At 59.2% G+C, this 24,338-nt stretch carries 18 protein-coding genes; 6 read left to right on the plus strand and 12 right to left on the minus strand.

The features are described from left to right. Window positions 1-43 precede the first annotated feature (43 nt). The gene (locus ACR0J2_RS11470; protein ID WP_321251383.1) at window positions 44-1,699 is read left to right on the plus strand and encodes an Ig-like domain-containing protein; all 1,656 of its coding nucleotides are present in this window, start codon (window positions 44-46) and stop codon (window positions 1,697-1,699) included. Window positions 1,700-1,786: 87 nt separating this feature from the next. On the opposite strand, the gene ACR0J2_RS11475 is transcribed toward ACR0J2_RS11470, so the two are convergent. The 7 genes from ACR0J2_RS11475 to ACR0J2_RS11505 form a co-directional block, all read right to left on the minus strand. Next, entirely contained in the window at window positions 1,787-2,161 is a 375-nt protein-coding gene (locus tag ACR0J2_RS11475; RefSeq protein ID WP_170613412.1) for a DUF2237 family protein, read from the minus strand. Between the two features lie 9 nt (window positions 2,162-2,170). Further along, window positions 2,171-3,334, minus strand: coding sequence for a serine hydrolase domain-containing protein (locus ACR0J2_RS11480; RefSeq protein ID WP_480812632.1), 1,164 nt, complete (start codon window positions 3,332-3,334; stop codon window positions 2,171-2,173). Window positions 3,335-3,413: 79 nt separating this feature from the next. After that, window positions 3,414-4,097 (minus strand): aminoacyl-tRNA hydrolase, encoded by a 684-nt coding sequence (gene pth, locus ACR0J2_RS11485; protein ID WP_480812633.1) that lies wholly within the window; start codon window positions 4,095-4,097, stop codon window positions 3,414-3,416. A 151-nt stretch (window positions 4,098-4,248) separates the two neighbouring features. Then, a complete protein-coding gene (locus ACR0J2_RS11490) occupies window positions 4,249-4,899 on the minus strand; it encodes a 50S ribosomal protein L25/general stress protein Ctc (RefSeq protein ID WP_480812634.1) in 651 nt (216 codons plus the stop codon). 247 nt (window positions 4,900-5,146) lie between these two features. After that, a complete protein-coding gene (locus ACR0J2_RS11495; RefSeq protein WP_480812635.1) occupies window positions 5,147-6,313 on the minus strand; it encodes an alpha-hydroxy acid oxidase in 1,167 nt (388 codons plus the stop codon). A 138-nt stretch (window positions 6,314-6,451) separates the two neighbouring features. Further along, window positions 6,452-7,243: a tryptophan synthase subunit alpha gene (trpA, locus tag ACR0J2_RS11500; protein WP_480812636.1), complete on the minus strand. Its 792-nt coding sequence runs from the start codon at window positions 7,241-7,243 to the stop codon at window positions 6,452-6,454. Window positions 7,244-7,321: 78 nt separating this feature from the next. Further along, the gene (locus ACR0J2_RS11505) at window positions 7,322-7,807 is read right to left on the minus strand and encodes an acyloxyacyl hydrolase (RefSeq protein WP_170613401.1); all 486 of its coding nucleotides are present in this window, start codon (window positions 7,805-7,807) and stop codon (window positions 7,322-7,324) included. A 198-nt stretch (window positions 7,808-8,005) separates the two neighbouring features. Here ACR0J2_RS11505 and ychF point away from each other — a divergent pair, with 198 nt between their 5' ends. Further along, window positions 8,006-9,103: a redox-regulated ATPase YchF gene (ychF, locus tag ACR0J2_RS11510; RefSeq protein ID WP_480812637.1), complete on the plus strand. Its 1,098-nt coding sequence runs from the start codon at window positions 8,006-8,008 to the stop codon at window positions 9,101-9,103. Between the two features lie 23 nt (window positions 9,104-9,126). Here the strand turns inward: ychF and ACR0J2_RS11515 are convergent, their stop codons facing one another. Further along, complete coding sequence (locus ACR0J2_RS11515; RefSeq protein WP_480812638.1) at window positions 9,127-9,483, minus strand: YybH family protein; 357 nt, start codon at window positions 9,481-9,483, stop codon at window positions 9,127-9,129. Between the two features lie 156 nt (window positions 9,484-9,639). On the opposite strand from ACR0J2_RS11515, the gene ACR0J2_RS11520 reads away from it, so the two are divergent. The 3 genes from ACR0J2_RS11520 to fdhF all read left to right on the plus strand — a co-directional run bounded on the left by ACR0J2_RS11520 (window position 9,640) and on the right by fdhF (window position 15,107). Beyond that, window positions 9,640-10,521 (plus strand): LysR family transcriptional regulator, encoded by an 882-nt coding sequence (locus tag ACR0J2_RS11520; RefSeq protein ID WP_480812639.1) that lies wholly within the window; start codon window positions 9,640-9,642, stop codon window positions 10,519-10,521. Window positions 10,522-10,606: 85 nt separating this feature from the next. After that, window positions 10,607-12,310 carry an NAD(P)H-dependent oxidoreductase subunit E gene (locus ACR0J2_RS11525; RefSeq protein WP_480812640.1) on the plus strand — a complete coding sequence of 568 codons (1,704 nt, stop codon included), beginning with the start codon at window positions 10,607-10,609 and terminating at the stop codon, window positions 12,308-12,310. A gap of 13 nt (window positions 12,311-12,323) precedes the next feature. Beyond that, on the plus strand, window positions 12,324-15,107 hold the full coding sequence (fdhF, locus tag ACR0J2_RS11530; RefSeq protein WP_480812641.1) for a formate dehydrogenase subunit alpha: 2,784 nt from the start codon (window positions 12,324-12,326) through the stop codon (window positions 15,105-15,107). Between the two features lie 218 nt (window positions 15,108-15,325). Here the strand turns inward: fdhF and ACR0J2_RS11535 are convergent, their stop codons facing one another. The 3 genes from ACR0J2_RS11535 to ACR0J2_RS11545 form a co-directional block, all read right to left on the minus strand. Next, the gene (locus ACR0J2_RS11535; protein WP_480812642.1) at window positions 15,326-19,411 is read right to left on the minus strand and encodes a translocation/assembly module TamB domain-containing protein; all 4,086 of its coding nucleotides are present in this window, start codon (window positions 19,409-19,411) and stop codon (window positions 15,326-15,328) included. Continuing rightward, a complete protein-coding gene (locus ACR0J2_RS11540) occupies window positions 19,408-21,213 on the minus strand; it encodes an autotransporter assembly complex protein TamA (protein WP_480812643.1) in 1,806 nt (601 codons plus the stop codon). Before ACR0J2_RS11540 ends, ACR0J2_RS11535 begins: the two co-directional genes overlap by 4 nt. A 147-nt stretch (window positions 21,214-21,360) precedes the next feature. Further along, window positions 21,361-22,584 carry a urate hydroxylase PuuD gene (locus ACR0J2_RS11545; protein WP_480812644.1) on the minus strand — a complete coding sequence of 408 codons (1,224 nt, stop codon included), beginning with the start codon at window positions 22,582-22,584 and terminating at the stop codon, window positions 21,361-21,363. A gap of 96 nt (window positions 22,585-22,680) precedes the next feature. Between ACR0J2_RS11545 and ACR0J2_RS11550 the strand changes: the two genes are divergently transcribed. Next, window positions 22,681-23,601: a LysR family transcriptional regulator gene (locus tag ACR0J2_RS11550; RefSeq protein ID WP_170807720.1), complete on the plus strand. Its 921-nt coding sequence runs from the start codon at window positions 22,681-22,683 to the stop codon at window positions 23,599-23,601. A 212-nt stretch (window positions 23,602-23,813) separates the two neighbouring features. Here the strand turns inward: ACR0J2_RS11550 and uraH are convergent, their stop codons facing one another. Then, on the minus strand, window positions 23,814-24,170 hold the full coding sequence (uraH, locus tag ACR0J2_RS11555) for a hydroxyisourate hydrolase (RefSeq protein ID WP_170678585.1): 357 nt from the start codon (window positions 24,168-24,170) through the stop codon (window positions 23,814-23,816). Window positions 24,171-24,338: the final 168 nt, after the last annotated feature.

Genomic DNA, 24,338 nt, shown 5'->3' on the forward strand with positions numbered 1-24,338 from the left:
ATATCCATGTGTTATGCCCCTATCGGGTTTGTTGGAGGTTGGGATGGTTAACTCCTTTTTTCGCAGGCTGCTTGGCCTTGTCTGTTTGGTTTCAGTCGTTCTGTTCGGCAGCAGTAAGGAAGGCGCGGCCTTTGGTGGGGCTACCTTCTTCAATACACCCATTGCGTCACCTAATGGCGGTTCCGTCCAGTTTACCAACATCCCCGGCGCAACGACTGCATTTGTCGCCCTCAGCGGCAGCGGCCAGGCACCGGGCGGTGCGATTTACTTTGGTGGCGGGATCACGCCGTCTCCGATCATCACTCCGGCCGGATTGACCAACCTCGGGTGGCTGAACCCAACCATTCTCAGTCAGGACGGCGCAGACAGCACATATGCCGCCGACGGTTACATGGGGATCATTTTCACGGCTCAGGAAGCGCCCGGTGGGCCGCTTTACAGATACGAACTGGCCCTGTCGGGTGTGACGAACACGCAGATCATCAGCACCCGGACGCTGGTGGATACGACCCAGCCCACGGCTTCGGTCGGGGCGCTGACTGCGACCGGGAACGGCACCTTTACCGCGACAATCACCCTCAGCGAACCCAGCACCGACTTTGTTGCCAGTGATCTCTTGGTGGTGAACGCAACCGCGACCATGACCGGTTCGGGTGTGGATTACGTTGCTACGCTGACCCCGCAGAACAACGGTACAATCGAGCTTTCCGTTCCGGCCGGAGTTTTCACCGACGCCGCAGGCAATCTCAATCTGGCGTCGAACACTGTTACAACCGTGCAGGCCGCAACAAACACGCAGCGTTTGATTCAGGCCTTTCAGAATGCCCGCGCGAACAGCCTAGTCTCAAACCAGCCCAACCTGACGCGGTTTCTGCAACAGTCCGGCGCGGGAGCGTTCGATGCGTCCGTATCTCAGGGCGCCGGGTTTCTGAACTTTGCCAGCGATCCGACCTTGCCCATCTGGCTGAACGTTACAGGCAACTGGAGTTCGCAGGACGACTTTGACAGCAGCTATGCTTTGGCGGTTCTCGGGGCGCACCATCAGGTTAATCAGAACCTGTTGGTCGGTGCGATGCTGCAGTTGGACTATGCCGAAACCGAAAACGGCGCGTCCGAGATTGACGGCACCGGGTGGTTTGTTGGCCCGTATGTCGTGGCGAAACTGCCCGAGCATCCGATCTATTTCGAAGGACGTGCGCTTTACGGGAAAGCTGACAATGAGGTTTCGCCTCTGGGCACATACTCGGACAAATTCGACAGTGACCGCTGGCTGGTGCAGTCGCGGGTCACAGGCGAAATCCAGCGCGGGGCGCTGACCCTGATGCCGCTTCTGGATCTGAGCTATGTCAGCGATGATGCCGAGGCCTATACGGACAGTCTGGGCAATCCGATTTCGGCCCAGGATTTCAGCCTGACGACCGTTCAGTTGGGAATGGATTTCAGCCACCCGATCTCCGTCGCACGTGGCAGCATGATTCTGACGGGCGGTCTGTCCGGCGTCTGGAGCAGCACATCAGGCACCGGCACCGTGCCGGGCGTCGCCCCGATCGGGGACACCACACGCGGCAGGGTCGATCTGGGTCTTGATTACAGGTTGCAGAACAACAGCCTGCTTGCGGCAGGTGTGTTTTACGACGGCATCGGCGAAAGCGGATTTGAAAGCTACAGCGTCGATCTGACGTGGCAGATCAACTTCTGACCGACACATTCCTTAAAGTCCCGGATCCGTCCGGGACTTCTTTTTCTAAAAAATAAGCCGAAACGGATTCTAAAGACCGACGAAGGGTCAGGACCCGACTTTGTGCTGCTGCAGGATGTCCAGCGGCACAATGTCCAATGCGCGTTGATGCGTGGCCTCAAGATGAACCCTCGGGGCGCAGCCCTCGTCATGGGCCTGAAGGAACCGACCCGCACACAGACACCAGCTATCGCCGGGCTTGAGGCCCGCGAAATCGAATTCGGGGCGTGGGGTGCTCAGGTCATTTCCGACATATTTGGAATAGGCGAGGAATTCGGCTGTCATAACAGCACAAACCGTATGGCTGCCCTGGTCTTCGGGGCAGGTATTGCAGGCCCCGTCCCGGAAGAACCCGGTCAGCGGATCACGCGAACAGGGGGCAAGGACACCCCCCAGCACATTGATGCTGTCCTGTTTTTGCATAGAGGCATCCTACAGGGTTTGGGCGATCTTGCGGAACATTTCTATATTCTGATCGCTGACACCGGGTTCGCGGAATTTGCGATCGGCTCCGGTGGTGACAATCAGGACATCCCGCGGCCGATCGAAATAGATGTATTGCCCATAGACACCGCGCGCCAGAAATTCGCCCTCATGCGCGTTTTTGGGGATCCACCATTGATATCCATAGCCGATCTTGCCGGTTTCGGTCGGGGCACTTGGCCATGTCGACTCGGCAATCCAGTCGGCGGGAACAATCTGCTCGCCGCTTCGGGAACCGTCTTGCAGTATCATCTGTCCGAACCGGGCAAAGTCGCGGGTTGTAAAGTTCAACCCGCCAAGAACAAACGCGACACCGGCCCCATCCGTGATGTAGTACCCATCGCGTTCCAGCCCCAAAGGCTGAATGATCCTTTCGGTCAACAGCTCGGTAACACTGCGCCCGGTCGCGCCGCGAATGACCATACCTATCACATGCGTGTCGATTGATACATATTGCCAGGTGTCACCCGGCGCGGCAAAGCTGTCCTTCAGGGACGCGGCGAAGTCGTCCAACTCCCCCCCCAGCGCCACGACACGGCCCATCCGATTGATGTCCGAGTTGTAATCCAGATAGTCCTCGTCAAATGTCACGCCGCTGGCCATGTTCAGGACATTGCGGATCGTGGCGCCGTCATAAGCGCTGCCGGCCAGTTTGGGCGCATATTTCACCACGGGATCGTCCAGCGAGTCGATTGCCCCCTCGGCCAACAGAATGCCGAACAGGGCGGACAGATAGCTTTTGGCGACGGACCACGATATCCGCTGATCGTCCGGGCCGGTGTCCAGATAGTATTCTTCGAACCGGATCTGGCCTTTCTGCATCACCAGCAGGGATGTCACAGCGCGCTCCCCGATCCATTGATCGGTTCCCTCAGGCAGATCAAAGCCCGGTCCATAGGGCAGTTCCCATGTCGGGCCGCTCCCGCGCGGCAGATCGACCGTCAGAAAGGCGTCGCTCATGTGCGAGAAATTGTGAACGATCCGCTCTTCCGAGAACAGGGAATTGACCGCCAGAAGCCGCTCGAGCTCTTCCCGTTTCCACAGGCCAACGACGACGGCCGCCAAAACCAGCGCCAGAACAATGCGCAACAGCCATCTGAATACAGTTCTCATTCGTCCCCTCCACCTGATCAACACAATAGAAAAGAGGTCCGGGACCTTTCGCAATCCGAACGTTGCGGCAGCAGGTGATTTACCGAAACTTGTCCAACAGCTTTTGCATCGGTGACCGGTCATCCGGATCCGGAATAGGCTCAGGGTCGGTCGCAGCTTTTGGTGTGGGCCTTTCCGGTGTTTTTGACGACCGCGCAGGCACCGTCCGCAAAGCGACGGCATTCATGAATTTCCCGCTTTCCCCTTCGGCAAGATATTGGGCCCCGTCCGAAACGCCCCGCAGGACGTCATCCAGCCAGTTGGCGTCAGCCTTGGCAAAATCGCTTAGCACATAGGCCGAGACCATTTCCTTGCGCCCCGGATGGCCAATCCCTAGCCGTACCCGGTCATAGGCAGGACTGATGTATTCGTGGATGGATCGCAGCCCGTTATGCCCCGCGTGACCACCGCCGGCCTTGACCCGCACCTTTCCGGGGGCCAGGTCCAGTTCATCATGAAAGACGGTCACGTCAACCGACTCGAGCTTGTAAAACCGCATCGCTTCACCAACGGACTGGCCGGATCGGTTCATGAAGGTTTGCGGTTTCAGCAGCAGAATTTTGTCCGTGCCGAGACGACCTTCGCAGACCTCGGCCTGAAACTTTGAACGCCAGGGACCAAACCCGTGATCCTCGGCGATGCGGTCCAGTGCCATGAAGCCGATGTTGTGACGGTTTCCAGAGTATTTTGAACCGGGATTCCCCAGGCCGACAAACAGCTTCATCATTTCGTCCTTACATGTCGCGGGCCAATACCTGAATACGTATCAGGTTCATCGCACGGTTCGCCACCGCCTTTCCAGTCCCGCCCGGCCAAAAGAAAAACGGGGCTCTGAAAGAACCCCGTTTCATATCCAGAACCAAAAGGTTCCGAAATTATTCTTCAGCGCCGATTACTTCGACTTCGTCGGCTGCAACTTCGCCCTCTTCGCCGTCTTCATCGTCGCTGGACGTCAGACCGGTCGGAGCCGAAATGTTCGCGATCACGAAGTCACGGTCGATGGTCGGCTTGGTGCCGGCCGGCAGGTCAACCGACGAAATCGTCACAACGTCGTTGATGTTCAGACCGGTCAGATCGACGGTGATCTTTTCAGGAATGTCACCGGCGGTGCACATCAGTTCGACTTCCGGACGAACAACGGTCAGAACGCCGCCCTTCTTGATGCCGGGCGCTTCTTCTTCGTTGATGAACTCAACCGGAATGAACAGAGCGATCTTGGTGGTCCGGCGCAGGCGCATCAGGTCCAGGTGTGTCGGCAGGTCTTTGACGACGTCCCGCTGAACGTCGCGGCAGATGACGCGGACGTCTTCGTGGCCTTCAACCTTCAGGTTCCACAGGGTCGACTTGAACCGGCCGGCTTTCAGACGCTTGAACAGGACGTTGAACGGGATCTGGATCGGCAGCGGCTCTTTGTCACCACCAAAAACAATGCCCGGAACCATGCCGTCGCGGCGTGCCTGACGAGCGGCGCCCTTGCCTGTCCCCGTCCGTTCCAGAGCTACGAGATCAGGAATCTCTCCAGCCATGATAATTCTCCAATGTTAGGGCGGGCATCCTCCAAGGCTGTATGCCCGCGTGAAGCCGCGTCCTTAGCTTGATTCATTGGGTTTGGAAAGAGGTTTTTGACGGATTGTCATTTTGCGAGGCTCTGCCTCGCGCTCCGGGATATTTGGGGCCAGATGAAAAACGGATCCGGTCTTCATCTGGCCAAAAATATCCCGGGGGGACGCCCGTAGGGCGGCGGGGGCAGAGCCCCTGACAACAGCGGCCCTCTCAGTTCTGCCAGCGACCACCGAAGTCTTCTGGAACCAGCAGGTTGTGGCGCCCCAGATCTCCAACATTGCGTTCGCCGCACAGCGCCATGGTGGTGTCCAGTTCCTTGTGGATGACGTCCAGCGCCGTGGTTACGCCTTTCTGACCCATCGCCCCAAGGCCATAGACAAAGGCGCGGCCGATATATGTACCCTTGGCCCCCAGCGCCAGTGCCTTCAGAACGTCCTGACCTGAACGGATTCCACTGTCCAGATGTACCTCAACGTCTCCACCAACGGCGTCCATGATCTGCGGCAGCATTCGGATGGAACTGAGCGCACCATCCAACTGGCGACCGCCGTGGTTCGAGACCACAATGGCATCCGCCCCGAGCTTTGCGGCCATCTTCGCATCTTCGGCATCCAGAATACCTTTCAGGATAACCTTACCGCCCCATTGCTCTATCAGCTTTTCGACCTTGCCCCAATCAAGGCTTGGGTCGAATTGTTCGGCAGTCCAGGCCCCCAGCGAGGATGCGTCAGAAACGCCATGCGCATGTCCGACGATATTGCCGAACTCGCGTCGGCTGGCACCCAGCATCTCGATTCCCCAGGCCCATTTCGTCATCAGGTTGGCGATTGTTTTGGCCGTCAATTTCGGCGGGGCGGACAACCCGTTCTTGAGGTCCTTGTGCCGCTGGCCGAGGATTTGCAGGTCGAGTGTGATCACCAATGCCGAACATTTGGCGTCCTTGGCCCGCTGGATCAGGCGATTGATGTAGTCCTGATCCTTCATCGTATAAAGCTGGAACCAGAACGGCTTGCCCGTGTTCTCGGCCACATCTTCGATAGAATTGATTGACATTGTCGACAGGGTGAAGGGTACGCCGAAATCTTCCGCTGCCCTGGCCGCTTTTATCTCGCCATCTGCGTGTTGCATGCCGGTCAGCCCCACGGGCGCCAGCGCGACCGGCATCGCTACGTCTTGCCCGATCATCTGCGACGCGGTCGAACGCCCGGACATGTCTACTGCAACCCGTTGGCGCAGGCGGATGTCCTCGAAATCCGAGGTGTTTTCGCGAAAGGTCTGCTCGGTCCAGCTGCCGCTTTCAGCGTAGTCGTAGAACATCCGTGGCACGCGGCGTTCATAGATGCGTCTGAGGTCTTCAATCGTTGTAATGACTGGCATGATTCCGGGCCCCGGTAGCTTTGGTTAATTTTCTTTACCAATTTTCCCTGCGCTCTGCAACGTATCTCTGGCAACAAAAAAACCGCAGCTCGCAAAGGCGGGCTGCGGTTGACGCATGAGACGAGTTTTGTCGGCGGATCAGGCCGAATGTGCACCGTCGGCCAGTGACCGGACGAAGCTCAGGATCTGGCCGACCGGCTTTCCCTCGGCAATCTGGCTGACAATGGCTGAACCGACCACGGCGCCATCAGCTATGCTTGCGATTGCCTTCGACTTTTCGGGTGTATTGATGCCAAAGCCCACGATAACCGGCAGATCGGTCTCCGACTTGATCCGAGCTACCTCCGGGCCGACATTGGTGGCCTGCGCCTCGGCAGCGCCGGTGATGCCGGTGATCGAGACGTAATACACAAAGCCCGATGTATTCTGAAGGACGCGGGGCAGGCGCTTATCGTCGGTTGTGGGCGTTGCAAGCCGGATAAAGTTCAGGCCGGCGGCCTGCGCGGGCAGGCACAGTTCGGCATCCTCTTCCGGGGGCAGGTCTACAACGATCAGGCCATCGATTCCGGCGGATTTAGCCTCGGCCAGAAAGTCGTCGACACCTCGGCTGTAGATCGGGTTGTAGTATCCCATCAGGACAATCGGGGTCGTATCATTTGTTTCCCGGAAAGCCCGCGCCAGATCCAGAGTGCGCTGCAGGGTCATTCCCCCGTCCAGCGCGCGCTGGCCCGCAGCTTGAATCGTAGGGCCATCAGCCATCGGGTCCGTGAAGGGCAGGCCCAGTTCGATCACGTCGACACCGGCGCCCGGCAGACCTTTCACGATCTCAAGCGAGGTGTCGAAATCGGGATCCCCGGCCATGACGTAGGAAACAAAGGCCTTCCTGCCTTCGGCCTTGAGGGCGGCGAACTTGGCGTCGATACGGGTCATCTTCTGTCCTTGCATTCAGGTTTGAACCTGATGTGCAGAAACTTTGCCCGGAAATCAATCCCGCCAAGGCTGAATGGTTCAGAACGCGTAATGATATCTGACCAGGGCCGAGTTGACTCCCGGGTTGTCGTCCTGGGTGCTGGCGTTGGATTTGTGGGTAATCGCGAATGACAGTTTGTTGCCATTGTTCAACGTATATCCAAGGCCAACAAGGCTGCGGATCTGGAACTCCCCGCCCAGATCGTTCAATGAGTCGCCTTCGGAAAAGTACCCGGGCATGACGCTGCCTTCGACGAACCATCGGTCAGCGAAGGTGTAGAACCCGATCAACCCGATCCCGATATGAACATCACCAGCGGTATCCACCGTCAGGGCGCTGCCCCAGGTCGCGGACACGCGGGTGGCTTCGTAAAAGGGGCGGTGCTGGTACTCGAGCGAGAAAGCGGCTTCATCGTCTGCGTCGCTGTCGGAGAAATCCGAATACCCAGCGCCAAAGATGATGGTTTGAGCGTACGCTGCCGGAGCGGCCATTATCAGCACAAGTGCTGCAACAAAACTCTTCATAACTGTTGATCACTATCTGGTTGTTTGCAACGTCTTACATGGTGAGCTTAGAGCGCAGGATTCAATGCGGGCAAGATCACGGATGTCGAACGATTTCGTGATGTTGCATTTTGGACCAGGCCGCCATCTTTCGCTCTGGCTTGCGCATTGACCCGGACCTGCATAGAAGCACCCCTCGAATGGCATCAGGAGACCGTCATGGGCTTTAAAATGGGAATCGTGGGTTTGCCGAATGTGGGTAAGTCGACCCTCTTCAACGCGCTGACCAAAACCGCGGCTGCACAGGCTGCGAATTTCCCGTTCTGCACGATCGAACCCAACGTGGGTGATGTGGCCGTGCCCGATGATCGGCTGGACAAGCTGGCGGCGATTGCAAGTTCGAAACAGATCATTCCCACGCGGATGACGTTCGTTGATATCGCCGGTCTGGTTAAAGGTGCCTCGAAAGGTGAGGGGCTAGGCAATCAGTTTCTAGCTAACATTCGCGAGACCGACGCCATTGCCCATGTGCTGCGCTGTTTCGAAGATGGTGACGTGACCCATGTGGATGGCCGTGTCGATCCGGTAGCTGATGCCGACACCATCGAAACCGAACTGATGCTGGCCGATCTGGAAAGCATCGAAAAGCGCCGCGCCAATCTGGTGCGCAAGTTGAAGGGCAACGACAAGGAAGCCCAACAGCAGGACCGTCTGTTGGCCGAGGCGCAGGCGATGTTGGAAAATGGCAAACCCGCGCGTCTGGTTGAAGTGTCCGATGAGGATTCGAAAGCCTGGAGGATGCTGCAACTGCTGACCACCAAGCCGGTGCTTTATGTCTGCAACGTGTCCGAGGAAGAAGCCGCCGAGGGCAACGAGTATTCGGCCAAGGTGGCCGAGATGGCCGCAGCGCAAGGCAATGCGCATGTCATCATCAGCGCCAAGATCGAAGAAGAGATCAGCCTGCTCGAAGACGAAGAGGCACAGATGTTCCTTGAGGAAATGGGTCTGGAAGAACCCGGCCTCGACCGACTGATCCGCGCCGGTTATGACCTGCTCAAACTGGAGACCTACTTCACCGTCGGCCCGAAAGAGGCCCGTGCTTGGACCATCCGTACAGGTACCGCCGCGCCGCAGGCCGCTGGTGTGATCCATGGGGATTTCGAAAAAGGCTTCATCCGTGCCGAGACCATCGCCTATGACGACTACATCGCTGCCAATGGCGAACAGGGTGCGAAAGAAGCAGGCAAGATGCGGGCCGAGGGCAAGGGCTACATCGTCAAGGACGGCGATGTGATGCACTTCTTGTTCAACACGTAAATCAATCAGGCTGCGGCAAGTTTTCAGAGCGCTTCGTTTAAGCTGCACTGGGTAATCAGCCACCTGCCGTCAGCCTGCTTATATAGGATATTCAAAGAGGTACCCTGGCCGGTCGTGCCTTCGCTATAACGTGCGAGGCACCAACCGATATTGTCATTGATATCTGCGTGCACAATTTCGATGACTTTGTCTTCGCCGCCTTCCTCAACCCACTCCGAATGGATATCTTCTATGGCTTGTCGCCCGATCGCTGCTGGGCCATAGGGTGAAAACAACTCTGCGTTTTCTGTAAAGTACGACGCGCATCCGGCGGCGTCATTTGATCGATATCTATCGACGTATCCGTCATACAACTCTTGAAAAACGTCCTTTGCCGTCATTATGCGCTCCGTGCATCCGTACGCTCGTTTGATTAAAGGCAAGTTGACCAGGCGAGGCAAGAACTCCGTATTGCCGGGTCGCAGGCAGAGACGGCGCTTTTCCTTTGTAAAAATGCGGTTAGAGTGTCACTTTGCCCGACGTTGGAATGCTTAAGCATGATCGAAATCCGCGACCTTCAACTCCTCAGCGCTTTGGCGCGGCAACGCCATTTCGCCAAAGCGGCCGAGGAATGCGGGATTTCACAACCCGCGTTTTCCATGCGCATCCGCAATCTCGAAGATCGGTTGGGCGTTTCAATTGTCCGCCGGGCCAACCGGTTTCAGGGCCTGACCGAAGAGGGCGAGATGATCGTCCGCCGCGCGCGGCGTATCCTCGATGACGCAAAGGCGCTGGAACAGCAGGTGCTGGCCGCGCGGGGTGAGATTACGGGGACGTTGATTCTGGGCGTGATCCCCACCGCGATTGCCTTTACCGGACGCCTGATCAAACGCCTCCAGCAAGCTCATCCACGCATTTTGTCGCGGATCGAAACCATGTCGGCCTCGGCCATTCAGCACCGGCTGGACGAAGGCAGTCTGGATGCGGGCATCACCTACGGCGACAGTATCGGCACCGACTTGCGGCAGGTTCAGCCGCTGTATGAAGAAACCTATGTGCTGCTGGTCCCGTCCCACATGACAGAGGAAACCGGCCCTATTCCGTGGGCTCGGGTGGCTGAATTTCCGATCAGCCTCCTGGAGCCGCAGATGCAGAACCGACGTATTCTAGACCGGATTTTCGCCGAACAGGGCCTGCATCCCCACGTCGTCGCCGAAACCAGCGGCTTTACCGCATCGATGGTGATGGCGCGCGAGGGGCTGGCAGCTACGGTTGTGCCTCGGGTTCTGGTCCGGGCGTTGGGTGATCTGAAGGGAACCAAAGTGCTGCCCTTGGTCGATCCCGTTGTCAGCAAACCGATTTGTCTGGCGACCCTCAGTCGTGACCCGGAATTGCCAACGGTCGAGGCTTTGCGTGCCGTGGTGACGTCTTTACGGTGATAAACTGTCGTTATCGTGCGATTGAATTTGGCGATTTGACGATATGCTATTCTGATGAGACACGGAGCCTCAATCGGAGGGCATCATGGCACCATTAGACACCAAGCCATCAGGCGCACCCAAGGGCGTCTGGAAGTCAGGTAAAGGCAAAGGGCGGCACACGCCCAAAGGCCGTCAGTTCACGGATGAGGCGCAGGCGGAGATTCATCGCCTGCTGGGCGATCGCCCGCGCCGCCGCGACCTGCTGATCGAATTTCTGCATTTGATTCAGGACGAACACGGCCATATCAGCGCCGACCACATCGCCGCGCTTGCGGTTGAGATGCGGATCGGACAGGCCGAGATCTACGAGACGGCGACCTTCTACGCCCATTTCGATGTTGTGAAAGAAGGCGAGACCCCTCCGCCTGCGCTGACGATCCGTGTCTGTGATTCCCTGTCCTGTGAAATGGCCGGTGCCCAGCAGCTGCAGAAGGCGCTGGAAGACGGTCTGGACCCGGCAGAGGTGCGTGTGGTGCGCGCGCCGTGCATGGGCCGTTGTGATACCGCGCCGGTACTTGAAATTGGCCACAACCATATCGACCATGCGACCCCCGAAAAGGTTCAGGCTGCGATTGCTGCGGGCGACACTCACGCCCATCTGCCCGACTACGAAGCCTTCGCTGCTTATGAGGCAAACGGCGGTTACGCCAAGCTGAAAGAGCTGCGCGACGGTGGTGACTGGGAGAAAGTGCAGGAAGACATCCTGTCCTCGGGCTTGCGCGGCCTGGGTGGTGCTGGCTTCCCATCCGGCAAAAAGTGGGGCTTTGTTCGAATGAACGAGGGCACACGCTATCTGGCCGTGAACGGGGACGAGGGCGAGCCTGGCACGTTCAAAGACCGCTACTATCTGGAACGCACGCCGCATGTCTTCCTTGAGGGCATGCTGATTGCCGCCTGGGCGGTCGAGGCCGAGACCTGCTTCATCTACATGCGCGACGAGTATCCGGCGGTACTGGAAATCCTGGCCCGTGAGATTGCCGCGCTGGAACAGGCCGGGATCGTCGAAAAAGGTTACATCGACCTGCGCCGGGGTGCCGGCGCATACATCTGCGGTGAAGAATCCGCGATGATCGAGTCGATCGAAGGCAAAAAGGGCTTGCCACGTCACCGTCCTCCGTTCGTGGCGCAGGTTGGGGTCTTTAACCGCCCAACGCTCGTGCACAATGTTGAGACACTCTATTGGGTCTCGAAGATCTGCCGCGAGGGGCCGCAGATTCTGAATTCAGTTGAAAAGAATGGTCGCAAGGGCTTGCGCAGCTACTCGGTCTCGGGCCGGGTTGCGAAGCCGGGTGTTTACCTGCTGCCCGCGGGTTCGACCATTCTTGACGTGATTGATGCTGCCGGCGGCATGGCCGAAGGTCATGCGTTCAAGGCGTATCAACCGGGCGGGCCGTCGTCAGGTCTTCTCCCCTCCAGTATCGACGACGTCCCGCTCGACTTTGACACCCTGCAGCCGCTGGGCACCTTCATCGGGTCTGCCGCGGTGGTGGTTCTGTCCGATCAGGACACCGCCCGCGATGCGGCGCTGAACATGCTGCGGTTCTTCGAGGATGAAAGCTGTGGTCAGTGCACGCCCTGCCGGGCGGGCTGCGAAAAGGCGGTGAAGCTGATGCAGGCCGACAAATGGGAACAGGACTTGCTCGAAGATCTGTGCCAGGTCATGGGCGACGCGTCCATCTGCGGCTTGGGGCAAGCGGCCCCGAACCCGATCCGCCTTGTCATGAAACATTTCGCTGACGAAATCTGAGGGAGACAGAGCCATGCTTGATGCAAGCCCAACTAAGACCGTCACCTTCAACCTGAACGGCGAAGACGTTACCGTCCCCGAGGGCTGGACCATCTGGGAAGCCGCCAAGGGGCAGGGGTTCACTATCCCGCACCTGTGCCACAAGCCGCAGCCGGGCTATCGCCCGGACGGCAACTGCCGCGCCTGTATGGTCGAGGTGGAAGGCGAGCGCACGCTGGTCGCCTCGTGCATCCGCCCTGCGGCGGATGGGATGGTCGTTAAGACCGACTCGGAGCGTGCCGAGAAATCGCGCGCCATGGTTATGGAGCTGCTGGTCGCCGACCAGCCCGAGGAAGCGCACGACAAATCGAGCCACTTTTGGGACATGGCCAAGCTGAACGACGTCAGCGACAGCCGTTTCCCGGCGAAAGAGGTCGATAAAATCCCGCTGCTGGATGACAGCCACGTTGCGATGCGCGTCAATCTGGATGCCTGCATCAACTGCAACCTCTGCGTCCGGGCCTGTCGCGAAGTGCAGGTCAATGACGTGATCGGCATGGCCGGTCGTGGCCATACGGCGCAGGTGGTTTTCGACCAGAACGACCCGATGGGCGCGTCGACCTGTGTGGCTTGTGGCGAATGCGTTCAGGCCTGCCCAACCGGGGCGCTGATGCCCGCGACCGTGCTGGACGATCAGCAGCACGGCGACAGTAAAGACTACGATAGCGAAACCGAAAGCGTCTGCCCGTTCTGCGGTGTGGGCTGTAAAGTCTCGCTGAAGGTCAAGGACGGTAAGGTCAAATATGTCGAGGGCATCAACGGCCCCGCCAACGAAGGCCGTTTGTGCGTCAAAGGGCGGTTCGGCTTTGACTATATCCACCACCCGCACCGCCTGACCAAGCCGCTGATCCGGCGCGAGGATGCGCCTGCCAAAGGTCTGAACGTCGATCCGGGCAACCTGTCGACCCATTTCCGCGAAGCGACATGGGAAGAGGCGATGGATCTGGCCGCCACCAAGCTGAAAACACTGCGCGAAGAAGATCCGCGCAGTGTTGCAGGCTTTGGTTCGGCCAAGTGCACCAACGAAGAAGCGTATCTGTTCCAGAAGTTCATCCGTCAGGGCTTTAAGCACAACAACGTCGACCACTGCACCCGCCTGTGCCATGCGTCGTCGGTGGCTGCACTGATCGAGAACGTGGGTTCAGGCGCCGTGACAGCGACCTTTAACGAGATCGAAAACGCGGATGTGGCGATCATCATCGGCTCGAACCCGATCGAGAACCACCCTGTCGCGGCAACCTACTTCAAACAGTTCGCCAAGCGCGGCGGCAAGCTGATCGTGATGGACCCGCGCGGCGTCGGTATGCGCAAGTTTGCCGACGAAATGCTGCAGTTCCGTCCGGGTGCTGATGTCTCGATGCTGAACGCGATCATGAACGTGATCGTCGAGGAAGAGCTGTATGACAGCCAGTACATCCACCGCTGGACCGAGAACTGGGAAGCCGAGAAAGAGCATCTGCGCCAGTTCACGCCCGAGGCGATGTCGCCGATCTGCGGCATCGAACCGGATCAGCTGCGCCGTGTCGCGCGCACCTTTGCGCAAGCCAAGGCTGGACTGATTTTCTGGGGCATGGGCGTCAGCCAGCACATCCACGGCACCGACAACTCGCGTTGCCTGATCTCGTTGGCTCTGATGACCGGCAACGTCGGTAAACCCGGCGCGGGTCTGCACCCGCTGCGTGGTCAGAACAACGTGCAGGGTGCATCCGATGCGGGCCTGATCCCGATGTTCCTGCCGGATTACCAGACCGTGACGGACGATGGCATTCGCGCCAAGTTCAACGAGGTCTGGAACTCGGACGACTTCTCGAACGAGAAGGGCCTGACCGTGACCGAGATCATCGACCAGATTTATGCGCGCAACATCAAGGGCATGTATATTCTGGGCGAAAACCCGGCCATGTCCGACCCGGATGTGAATCACGCGCGTGACGCGCTGGCCAAGCTGGACCTGATGATCGTGCAGGACATCTTCCTGACCGAAACGGCGAACTATGCTGACATCATCCTGCCCGCCTCGGCGCTGTATGAAAAGAACGGCACGGTGTCGAACACCAACCGTCAGGTGCAGCGGGTGCGGCCGGCTGTGACCCCTCCGGGTGAGGCGCGCGAGGACTGGAGGATCACCGTTGATCTGGCGCAGCGGATCGGGCTGAACTGGGACTACACGGACGTGTCTCAGGTGTTTAATGAGATGAAGCTGACCATGGCGTCGCTTGACAACATCACGTGGGAGAGGCTTGAGACCGAAACCATCACCTACCCGTCGCTCAGCGAGACCGATCCGGGGCAGGCGATTGTATTCGGTGACGGATTCCCGCGCGCGGATGGCCGGGCCCGGTTTACCCCGGCCAGCGTCATCCCGCCGGATGAAGCGCCGGATGACGAGTACCCGATGATCGCCACCACCGGCCGTCAGTTGGAACACTGGCACACCGGGTCGATGACTCGTCGGTCGAATGTTCTTGACGCTGTTGAGCCGGAAGCGAACTGTTCGATGAATCCCCGCACGCTCAAGCTGATGGGGATCGAGCCGGGTGAGATGATCCGGCTGACCACCCGGCGCGGGACGATTGACATCATGGTTCGAGCCGATCGGGCGATCGCCGAAGACATGGTCTTCATTCCGTTTGCCTATGTTGAGGCGGCGGCGAACATTCTGACCAACTCGGCCATCGACCCCTATGGGAAAATCCCCGAGTTCAAATTCTCGGCCATTCGCGTTGAAAAGATTGGGGATGCCATCGCAGCGGAGTAGGCGCCGCGCACGACAAAAATTCAAGGGCGGTTCTGATCAGAGCCGCCCTTTCGCGTTTCACACCATCCTGTGCCGGTCATGCCTGTCCAAAACTGTGCAGCGTCAGTTGCGCCTCAACGCGCCGCAGTCGCCAAGGAGCAAGGCAAAAAAAAGCGCTTTGGCACAGGACAAAACAAACTTACACACTTGTCCCGATGGTTCTGGAACCGCACCTGGCCCTAGTAGTCGCGTTCGAAAAAGACGCCCAAACCTGTTTCACCACGCCCGTCGACCGTGCCACGCACGGTGAAACTGTCAGAAACATCCAGATTCAGGTTCACTTCGGTGTCGCCTTCGGTGTTGACCGTGAAATCAGTGTAGAGGTTGTCGCTCAGATAAGCGCCTGCGCCCAGACGGCCCGCACCGCCCTCCGAGGCGCCAATGTCGACGGTATCCACGCCCGTCGCATCGCGCAGCCCTTTGGTTGCGTCCCCGCCTGCACCGCTGAGTTGCGCCAGCGACGCTGCCATTTGCGCGATCACAAAGGGTGAAAGTTCGGAAAAGCGATTGCCGAACAACAATATCGCCAGGGCCTCTTCCGCAGGGCGTTCAGGGTCGGAAAATATGTCGACCTGAGGCGCATCCAGTGGCCCCGCAATTTCAATTGTGGCAGTGCCGTCCGACGTGCTGGTTGAGGATTCGAACTCGATATAGGGTGTCAGGTCGCCCTGAAGTGTCACGACACCCTTGGTCAGCGCCAGCCTGCGCCCCAGAATGTCGAAGTTGCCCCGGATCAGCTCAATCTGACCGGACGGCACGATGGATGCCGTGGTTCCACCGATGTTGATTCTGCCCCCAAGTTCAGCGTTCACACCGCGGCCCCGCACAAACACGGCTTTGGGGGCCAGCAGGCTGACGTCCAGCGTAATCCGCGAATCGCTTTTGGCTTTGTCCCCGGTCACGACCAGCTGCGCGCGTTCCCGGGTCAGGAAGCCAGCCGCGCTTTCGTTGACATGCGTGATGTTGGGAATGGGTGCCGCGCCCACCGCGCCGGAGGCTGCGGCGAGATTGATATTGGTCTCGTCGAATGTGATCTGCCCGGCAACCGAGCTGTTGCCCGCCAAAGCGCCGGTCATGGCGACCTGGCCGTTCAGCGTCGTTTCATATAGCAGCCTGTCCGTCAGCACGAGGCTGTTGAGAACGGTCGTGATGTTGGCATTGATGGGTGGCGTCAGGTCTATTGGGCCGTTGACCGTAAAGGACCCGCCAGCCTGCATCCCACCGTTCAGCGCGACGGTAGCGCGGCTTTGCGCCAGGTCGACCGAACCGCTGATCCCCGTCACGGTCTGTCCAGCCGCAGGAATGGCCAGAGCTGTACCGGAGGTTGTAACCGTTCCGCTTAAGGCCGCCAGTGACGGAGCGCCTTTCAGCGAAAGATCAAACCGCGCCTGACCATCGATCTTGTTGGGTGTGATAAACACATTGGCGATGCCAAGGTTCAAACCACCTTGCGCGGTCAGGTCGGCCTGACCGGTGGTCTCGCTAAATGTCCCCGAGACATCGCCGCTGATTTCCGCAGGTCCATCGGCCTTGGCGCTGATGGTCCAGACGCCGTTGTCTCGTTTTGCCGTACCCTTGGCCGCAATTGTCCCCGGAAACTCGGGCACAAACCGTTCGATTTTGTTGAACCGGGCGTCAAATTCCAGATCGGCGTTTCCGTCCAGTCCAACATTGCCGTCCAGACTGGCATAGGAGCTGTCAGGGCCTCGCAGGCTAACGGTGCCTTCCAGCCCTGAACCGTCGGGTGCCACATTTCCGGTCAGGGTCAAAGGACCGGAGAGGGTGCTTGCCAACCTGGCCAGGTCATCCAGTCTGACGTTGAAGGTCAATCCCCCGTTTTCGCGGTTTAGTTCACCGGACGCGTCCGCGGACAAGGCCGTTCCCTGCAGACGGAATGCCCGGATATCGACGGTTTCTTCGGTTTTCTCGGCGTCCACCGTCAAAGTCGTGCGGCCCTGAATCAGCTTGTCCAGCGCTTCGATACCGGTCTGGATGTCGCGCGCATCCAGATCGCCCTTGATGTCAAAAGTCCGGTTGGCCAGCGCGGCGGTCCCATTGGCGTCGGCCTGCACCGAACCCGCCAGATCGCGTTTTGCCAGGCCGGAGAACAGCGACAGATCCGGCGCGTTCAATTGCGCCTGTCCATCAACGGACAGATCCCCTGTCGGATTCTGAACAATCGCCGAGACCTGCGCGTTCAGTGCGGTGCCGTTTACCGTGGCGTTACGGATATCAATTTTGTCGGCGGTCCGGGCGCCATCCCACTCGATAGTGGTCCGACCGGTCAAAAGCGGATCGATGTCCGAAAGCCCGGTTGTGATGTCTTGTCCGATTACGCTGGCTGTTCCGTCAAACTCCAGCGTTTGCACGGTTCCCTGCCCGTCGAGGGTGGCCTGAACTGCGCCGCTCAGTTCGCGCTTTGCCAGACCCGAAAAGACGGAAAGATCCTGCGCGTTGACGCTGGCCTGACCGTCGATGGTCAGGTTTCCGTCCGGTGTCGTGACCTCACCGCTGGCCGCCGCCTGCAAGGTTTCGCCGTTTACTGTAAGGTCACGGATGGTGACGCCGTCCGTGTCGCGCTTTGCATCCACCACAATGGTCGTTTCGCCGGCAATCACCGGATCGATATCGTCCCGGCCCGTCAACAGATCGCGGGCCTCGACGTTCAGCTTACCGTCAAAGCTGCCTTCCAGCGGTGATCCATTACCCTCGACCCGGGCCGAGACCTGTCCGCCCAGATCAAGCTTGGCCAGTTCCGAGAACCGGGACAGGTCCGTTGCGTCTAGGGTCGCCGTTCCGTCAATCGTCAGACCGCTGGCCAAACCGCTGATCAATGCGTCCGCCCCAAGCGTATAGTCCGAACCCACCAGTTCCACCCCTGACAGGGTCAACGACTGATCACTACCGTAGCTGAACAATCCGTCCAGTGTGATGCGATCGCCGAGTGCCGCGTTCAGCCCGGCATCCGCCAGATCGATCCCGTCCAGCGCGGCCTGAATGTCACCTTCGAATTGTAAGGATGCACCTTGTTCCAGTGTTCCCTGGCCGGTGATCTGCGCCCGCTGCAACCCGATTTGCGGCGATTTGAAAGCGTTTGTTGTCAGGCTCAAATCCCACAGGTTGCCGTTCTTCTGATCGAACAGCGCTGAAATCTGAGCCGCTTCGATAGATGTCTGACCGCCCGAAATCGGCAGCACGACAGTTTCGCCATCCGGCGGCGTGATCCGCCCTTGAAGGGCCGCCAGTTGCAGTACACCGCCAGGGGCAAGCTGCAGCTCTCCCTTCAGCTTCAGCGCCTGCGAGGAAAACTCGAGATCGGAAATGTCCAGCGCGCCGTCCGGCTGCGTCCGGCCATCGACAAACAGACGCGTGTCAGGGCCAAAGAACGTGTCCATGTTTTGCGCCAGAAATGGCGTCAGGTCGCCTTTCAGATCGGTTGTAAAGGCGATGCCGTCACCTGACGCGCCACCTGCCTCCGTGGCCGACCGCAACCGGACCTGTCCTGCGACACGCTGCTGGTTGTCACTGCTCAGGCCGATATCCGCTGTGAAATCCGTAAGGGGACCTGACCCGGTGGCGGTCAGACCGATCGGTGGGCTGTCGGGTATCTTCAGCGCTGTCGAGATCAGTCCGCCCGAATCCTCGACCACTTTCAGATCCAGACGGATTTCACTGCTCGCGTTCTCAAACCCGGCGGACAGGCTGATCTGGTCGCCGGCCCGGTCCAGTCGCGTGACATCCAGTTTGGTATCCAGAGTGCCGTCTGCCAACGACAGATTTCCGTTCACGGCAAGCTCGGCCGCGACGCCGATCAGCGGTTGGCCCAGTGACAGCTCGTCTACCCGGATTTCGCTGATTTGGATGGCAACGGGCAATTCAGGCAGCTGAAACGGCTTGGTTTCAGCCGAAGGCGCGGGGGTGTCCTTGGTGGTCGCCCCGGGCGCGCGGGCGATGTCGATTTCCTGCGCGGTCAGGGCGTTGACCGAAAAGCGACCGCGGATCAAAGCAAGCCGGTTCCAGTCCAGCACTGCATCCTTGATGGTCAGCCAGACGCCTTCGTCATCGGCCACGGTGATTTCTTCGATGGTCGCCCGTGAACTCAGCGCGCCCTGAAGACCCTTGACCCGGACGTTCTGGTCGTCGCCGGACAGGGTGTCCTGCAGGAAATTCTCCAGCATGCTGCCGCCGCCATCTTCCTGCGCAGTCACGGGCGATGTGATCAGCACCGCGCCGATCAGAACCGGATATGAAAGCCGCCGGATCAAAATGCCTGTCCAATCCCGATATAGAACTGCAGCCCGCTGCCGGTGTCGCCCTGAACCGGCCATGCCAGATCAACGCGCAACGGGCCGAACCCACCCAGATCGTATCTGGCACCGATGCCGGCACCAGCATGATACTCGGCACCGCTGCCGATGAAGGATGACGTGTCGACCGTGCCGTAGTCGTAGAACCCGACCAGAGAAAGGGAGTCGGTAATCTTGCCGCGCACCTCTCCGGACAGGCCGAGAAAGGACTTGCCGCCCGCCACACCGGTTCCCACCGGGATGCCGAGGCTTTCAAATGGTTGTCCGCGCACGGTTCCGGCACCGCCCGAGAAGAACAGAAAATCCGGTGTCACCCCGTCTGGTGACGGCCCCAGAACCGACCCCAGCTGCACACGGCCCGCAAGCACCAGCCTGCCGCCGGTTCCGAAACTGGTATAGCCGCGCCCGTCCAGAAAAATGCGCAGGCCGGACTCGGTCTCGGACAGTCCGGCAAAAGGCATGGCATTCGCATCCAGATAGAACCCTCGCGTGGCGCTGACCTTGCTGTCGCGCTGGTCCCATTCCGACCGGAAGGGGAGGATGAAATACCTGAATTTGCGCCCGGAGCCGTAGGCATCATCCGCATCCGAATACTGGAACCCTGCTGATGCCTCGGCATAGAGCTGGTCCGAGAAGGTGCGCCGCGCACCATATGCCACTGAGGCCACGGTAACGTTGTAGTTTTCGGTATCCCGCCGCTCCAGCAGTGCGCTCCAAAAGGTGCTGTCGTCGGGGCCCAGCCTGTCTGGCTGATCCAGTCGCAGGCCAATCCGCCCATCGATATTCTCGGCCCCGCCAATGTTGCGGATCGCGGCCTCGAACCTCAGCCGCTGCGCGCGCCTGAACACATTTCGATGGGTCCAGGTCGCGGTCAGATCAAGTCCATCGCGCGAGGCAAGCTCGCCCCCGAGTGTTATGCGACGCGGGGGCAGGTCCTCGAACGTGGCATCAAAATCAAGCGAGCCATCAGGGTTGGGTTCTTCCCGCTCCTTGATCGAGACAACATTGAACGTCCCGGTGCGGCGCAGACGGGTGCCGACTTTCTGCACTTTTTGCGGGGAGTAGACTTCGCCCGTGGGAAAACCCGCGATCTTTTCGATCGATCTGTGCCGCACGGTGGTGTCGCCATCAATGAACATCCTTCCGAATGTCAGGCGCGGGCCGGGCGCCAGATCGATCTCGGCATCCAGCTTGGATTGTTTGTGCCGGGCGACGACCTTTTGTCCAGCAACGTCCGCCTTTGCGTGCCCAGCGTCTTTCCATGCCTGAACACCTGTGGACGTGGCCTGCTGGATCGCGCCTGTTGTCGCACGTTTGCCGGTGGCAAATTCCTGGGGCAATACGGTCAGCGGGGCCAACGGCTGCACAAGCGCTGTTCCGAAGGTAAAGACCGGGCCCGTGTTCACAGTGATGACAGCGCGCTTGATCTGGCTTGGAACGCTCAGCGAACTGAGATCGGCCGCTTCCTGACCATCCAGTTTGATGCTGACGACCGGGCTGAAATACCCCTCGTCATACAGGATCTGAACGATGGTGCGGTAATCCGAAAGCGCGGCGGACAGAATTTCCAGCGGAGTGTCCAGCCCGCGCGATTCTGCGGTTGTTACCGAAGAGTTTTCCTTGAGGCGGTCCACCACTTCTTTCGGCGCTCCGGGCGCCGTCAACGTGGTTTCCAGCGCCGCCAATGTGGTCGGCGCGATGGCCACGACAACGCCAAACAGCCAGCACTTAAGAATGGCGCGCGGCCTTCTTCCCTGCATCAAATGGCTCCAACTGCCCCAACTCGAAATCACTTTGGCCGCCTTGTACGGTTCGGCGGCTGTTCAACTTCATGTTAGACCATCTGATGGGGTGCAGGAAAAGGGAAATGACGTGCGAATTGCGATTTGAGGCAATCTTTTGTGCGGTCAAAGACCCGCATTGCGGAACCAGCGGATCAGGGCGTCGCGGTCCTCGGGCTCCATGAAGGTGACATTTGCAGGCGGCATCGCATGACTGACGCCTGCCTGCAGATAGATCTGCTTTGCGTTTCTTGCGATGTCGCCTTCGGTTTCCAATAGCACGCCCTTGGGTGCCCACAGGATACCCTCCCAGACTGGTTCGCGAGCGTGGCACATGGAACAGCGGCCCAGCACGATGTCATGCGCCTCTTCGAACCCGTCTGCGGCGGCGAATTTTTGTTCATAAGGCGTCAGCGGCTGCGCTTCGGCCTCTTCCAGCGGCTTGTACATCGGCGCGGTGGAGAGCCACATGATGGCGATGAACAGCAGGGCGGTGACCAGCCAGGTCCAGGTCGGGTTACCGGCACGGGCATGGCGGGTGTTGAAATAGTGCCGGATGGTGACACCCATCAGAAAGACCAGCGCCGCGATGATCCAGTTGTATTCGGTCGCAAAGGCCAGCGGATAGTGGTTCGACAGCATCAGGAACACGACCGGCAGCGTCAGGTAGTTGTTGTGTGTGGACCGCAGCTTGGCGATTTTGCCGTATTTCGGGTCCGGTGTGCGCCCGTTCTTCAGGTCATCCACCACGATGCGCTGGTTGGGCATGATTATGAAGAACACGTTCGCCGTCATGATTGTGGCCGTGAAGGCCCCCAGATGCAGCATCATTGCACGGCCGGTGAAGATATGGTTGTACCCCCAACCCATTGCCACCAGCAGCACGAACAGCAGCACCATCAAAAGGGTGGGGCGTTCGCCAAGACCGGATTTGCACAAGTAGTCATAGGCCAGCCAGCCCACGGTCAGCGAGGCGGCCGAGATCAAAATTCCCTGCCACAGCGCCAGATCGGCCTTTTGCGCGTCGATCAGATACAGCTCGCCGCCGACCCAATAGACGATCATCAGAAGCGTCGCCCCGCTGAGCCAGGTCGCATAGCTTTCCCATTTAAACCAGGTCAGGTGGTCCGGCATCCGCTCGGGCGCGACCAGGTATTTCTGAATGTGGTAGAAGCCACCGCCATGCACCTGCCATTCCTCGCCATCGGCGGGGCCGGGGATGTCGCGGTTCAGTCCAAGATCCAACGCTATGAAATAAAAGGATGATCCGATCCACGCGATGGCAGTGATCACGTGCAGCCAGCGCACAGCAAAGGCCATCCAGTCCCAGAACACGGCGAGGTCATACATGCAAGAAGTCTCCGATTGCTTGCCGTCACACTAGGCAAAAGGGATTTTCTTCGGTATTCCCGTATATTGTCAAACTGTATCAAAAAAATCGATAAGATGTCCTATCTCGAGAACATCCGTACCTTTGTCCGTGTCTATGATCTGGGCAGCATGTCCGCTGCCGGCCGAGACCTGCGGATCTCCCCTGCCGTAACCTCGGCCCGGATTTCCCAACTTGAGGATCATCTGGGCGTGCGTCTGTTTCAACGCACCACGCGAAACCTCAGTCCGACCGAACAGGGTCGCGCCTTTTATCCCGGTGCGGTCGCGGTTCTGGATGCGGTGGATGAGGCCGAGGCGCAAGTTGTCCATCTGACCGAAGCGCCAAGGGGATCGCTATTCGTTGCGGCGCCGTTGGGGGTTGGCCGCCGGTTGCTGGCTCCGCATGTGCCTGATTTTCTGTTGGAATACCCTGAGATTGACGTGCGCCTGCGGCTGACGGACAGGTCGGTTGATCTTACCACAGAAGGCCTGGATCTGGCATTTTTCATTGGCCAGCCCGAGGACAGCACCCTGCGGATCAGAAAGATCGCGGATTGCCAGCGGGTACTATGCGCCGCGCCGGATTATGTGGAACGCAGGGGCATGCCGCAGACCGGCGCGGACCTGGTTTCGGACAAGCATGAATGTCTGAACCTTCGTTTCCCCGGCGCGACAGAGTTCCAATGGCTGCTGGAAACACCCGAGGGCCCGAAGCGATACGCTGTATCAGGTCGCTTCGAATGCGATGACGGCGATGTTTTGACCGATTGGGCGTTGTCCGGGCAGGGGATTGCGATGAAACCCGCCTTTGAAGTGGCGGAGCATCTGAAAGCGGGCCGTTTGGTGGCCGTTGCGACGCAGACGCCGCCGGTGCCTGTGCAGATGGCATGCCTCTATACCCATCGCCGCCATCAGGACCCCAAGGCGCGGTTGTTCATGGATTTCATGATCTCGCGTATCGGAAAGGTCGTGCGCAGCTCGCAAGCGACGGGATGAGCCGATGCTCCCGCCACGGTTTGCGCCTTGCAGGCGCTGCACAGCGTTGGGCGTGGCGCCGCGGCAAGGCCGCGGCGCGGTTGCGACCCCTACCAAGTCGGGTAACAGTTTTTCAGGGCTAGTCCGCGCTGCGCCTGCAAGGGGCAGTGCCCGGCCCAACGGAAGGCGACCCTGAAAGGGTCGGTGACGGGCGGCAGGTGCGCGGCAAGAGGTCAACTGCCCCGGTAGGTCGAATACCCGTAAGGAGAAAGCAGCAGCGGTACGTGATAATGTGCCTCGGCATCGGACATGCCGAACCGAATAGGAACCTGATCCAGAAACAGCGGATCCTCTGCCGCCTGCCCGGTTGCGCGCAGGTAGTCACCGGCAAAAAAGATCAGCTCGTAAGTTCCGGTTTCAAAGTCTTCCTGCGGCAGGATGGGGCTGTTGGTGCGCCCGTCGGAATTTGTCTCCATCTCGACCAGTTTGCGATGGGAGTTTCCCGACACCTGATACAGTGCGATTTTCAGACCTTCCGCCGGGCACCCGCGCGCCGTGTCCAGAACATGGGTTGTCAGGTAGCCTGCCACAGTGATCTCCTTTGACTGTTTCATCGGGTTTGCCACAGTGTGGCGCAAACATCAAAATGGTGGAAATGCCGAAACAACCGGAAACAGCGTTCGGATTGATTTGATAATCGGATACGAATTTTTAGGCTATTGCATTAATCAGGAAGTTAAACCCGAAACGGAAGACGA

This window comes from Ruegeria sp. CG4, from assembly GCF_056537185.1.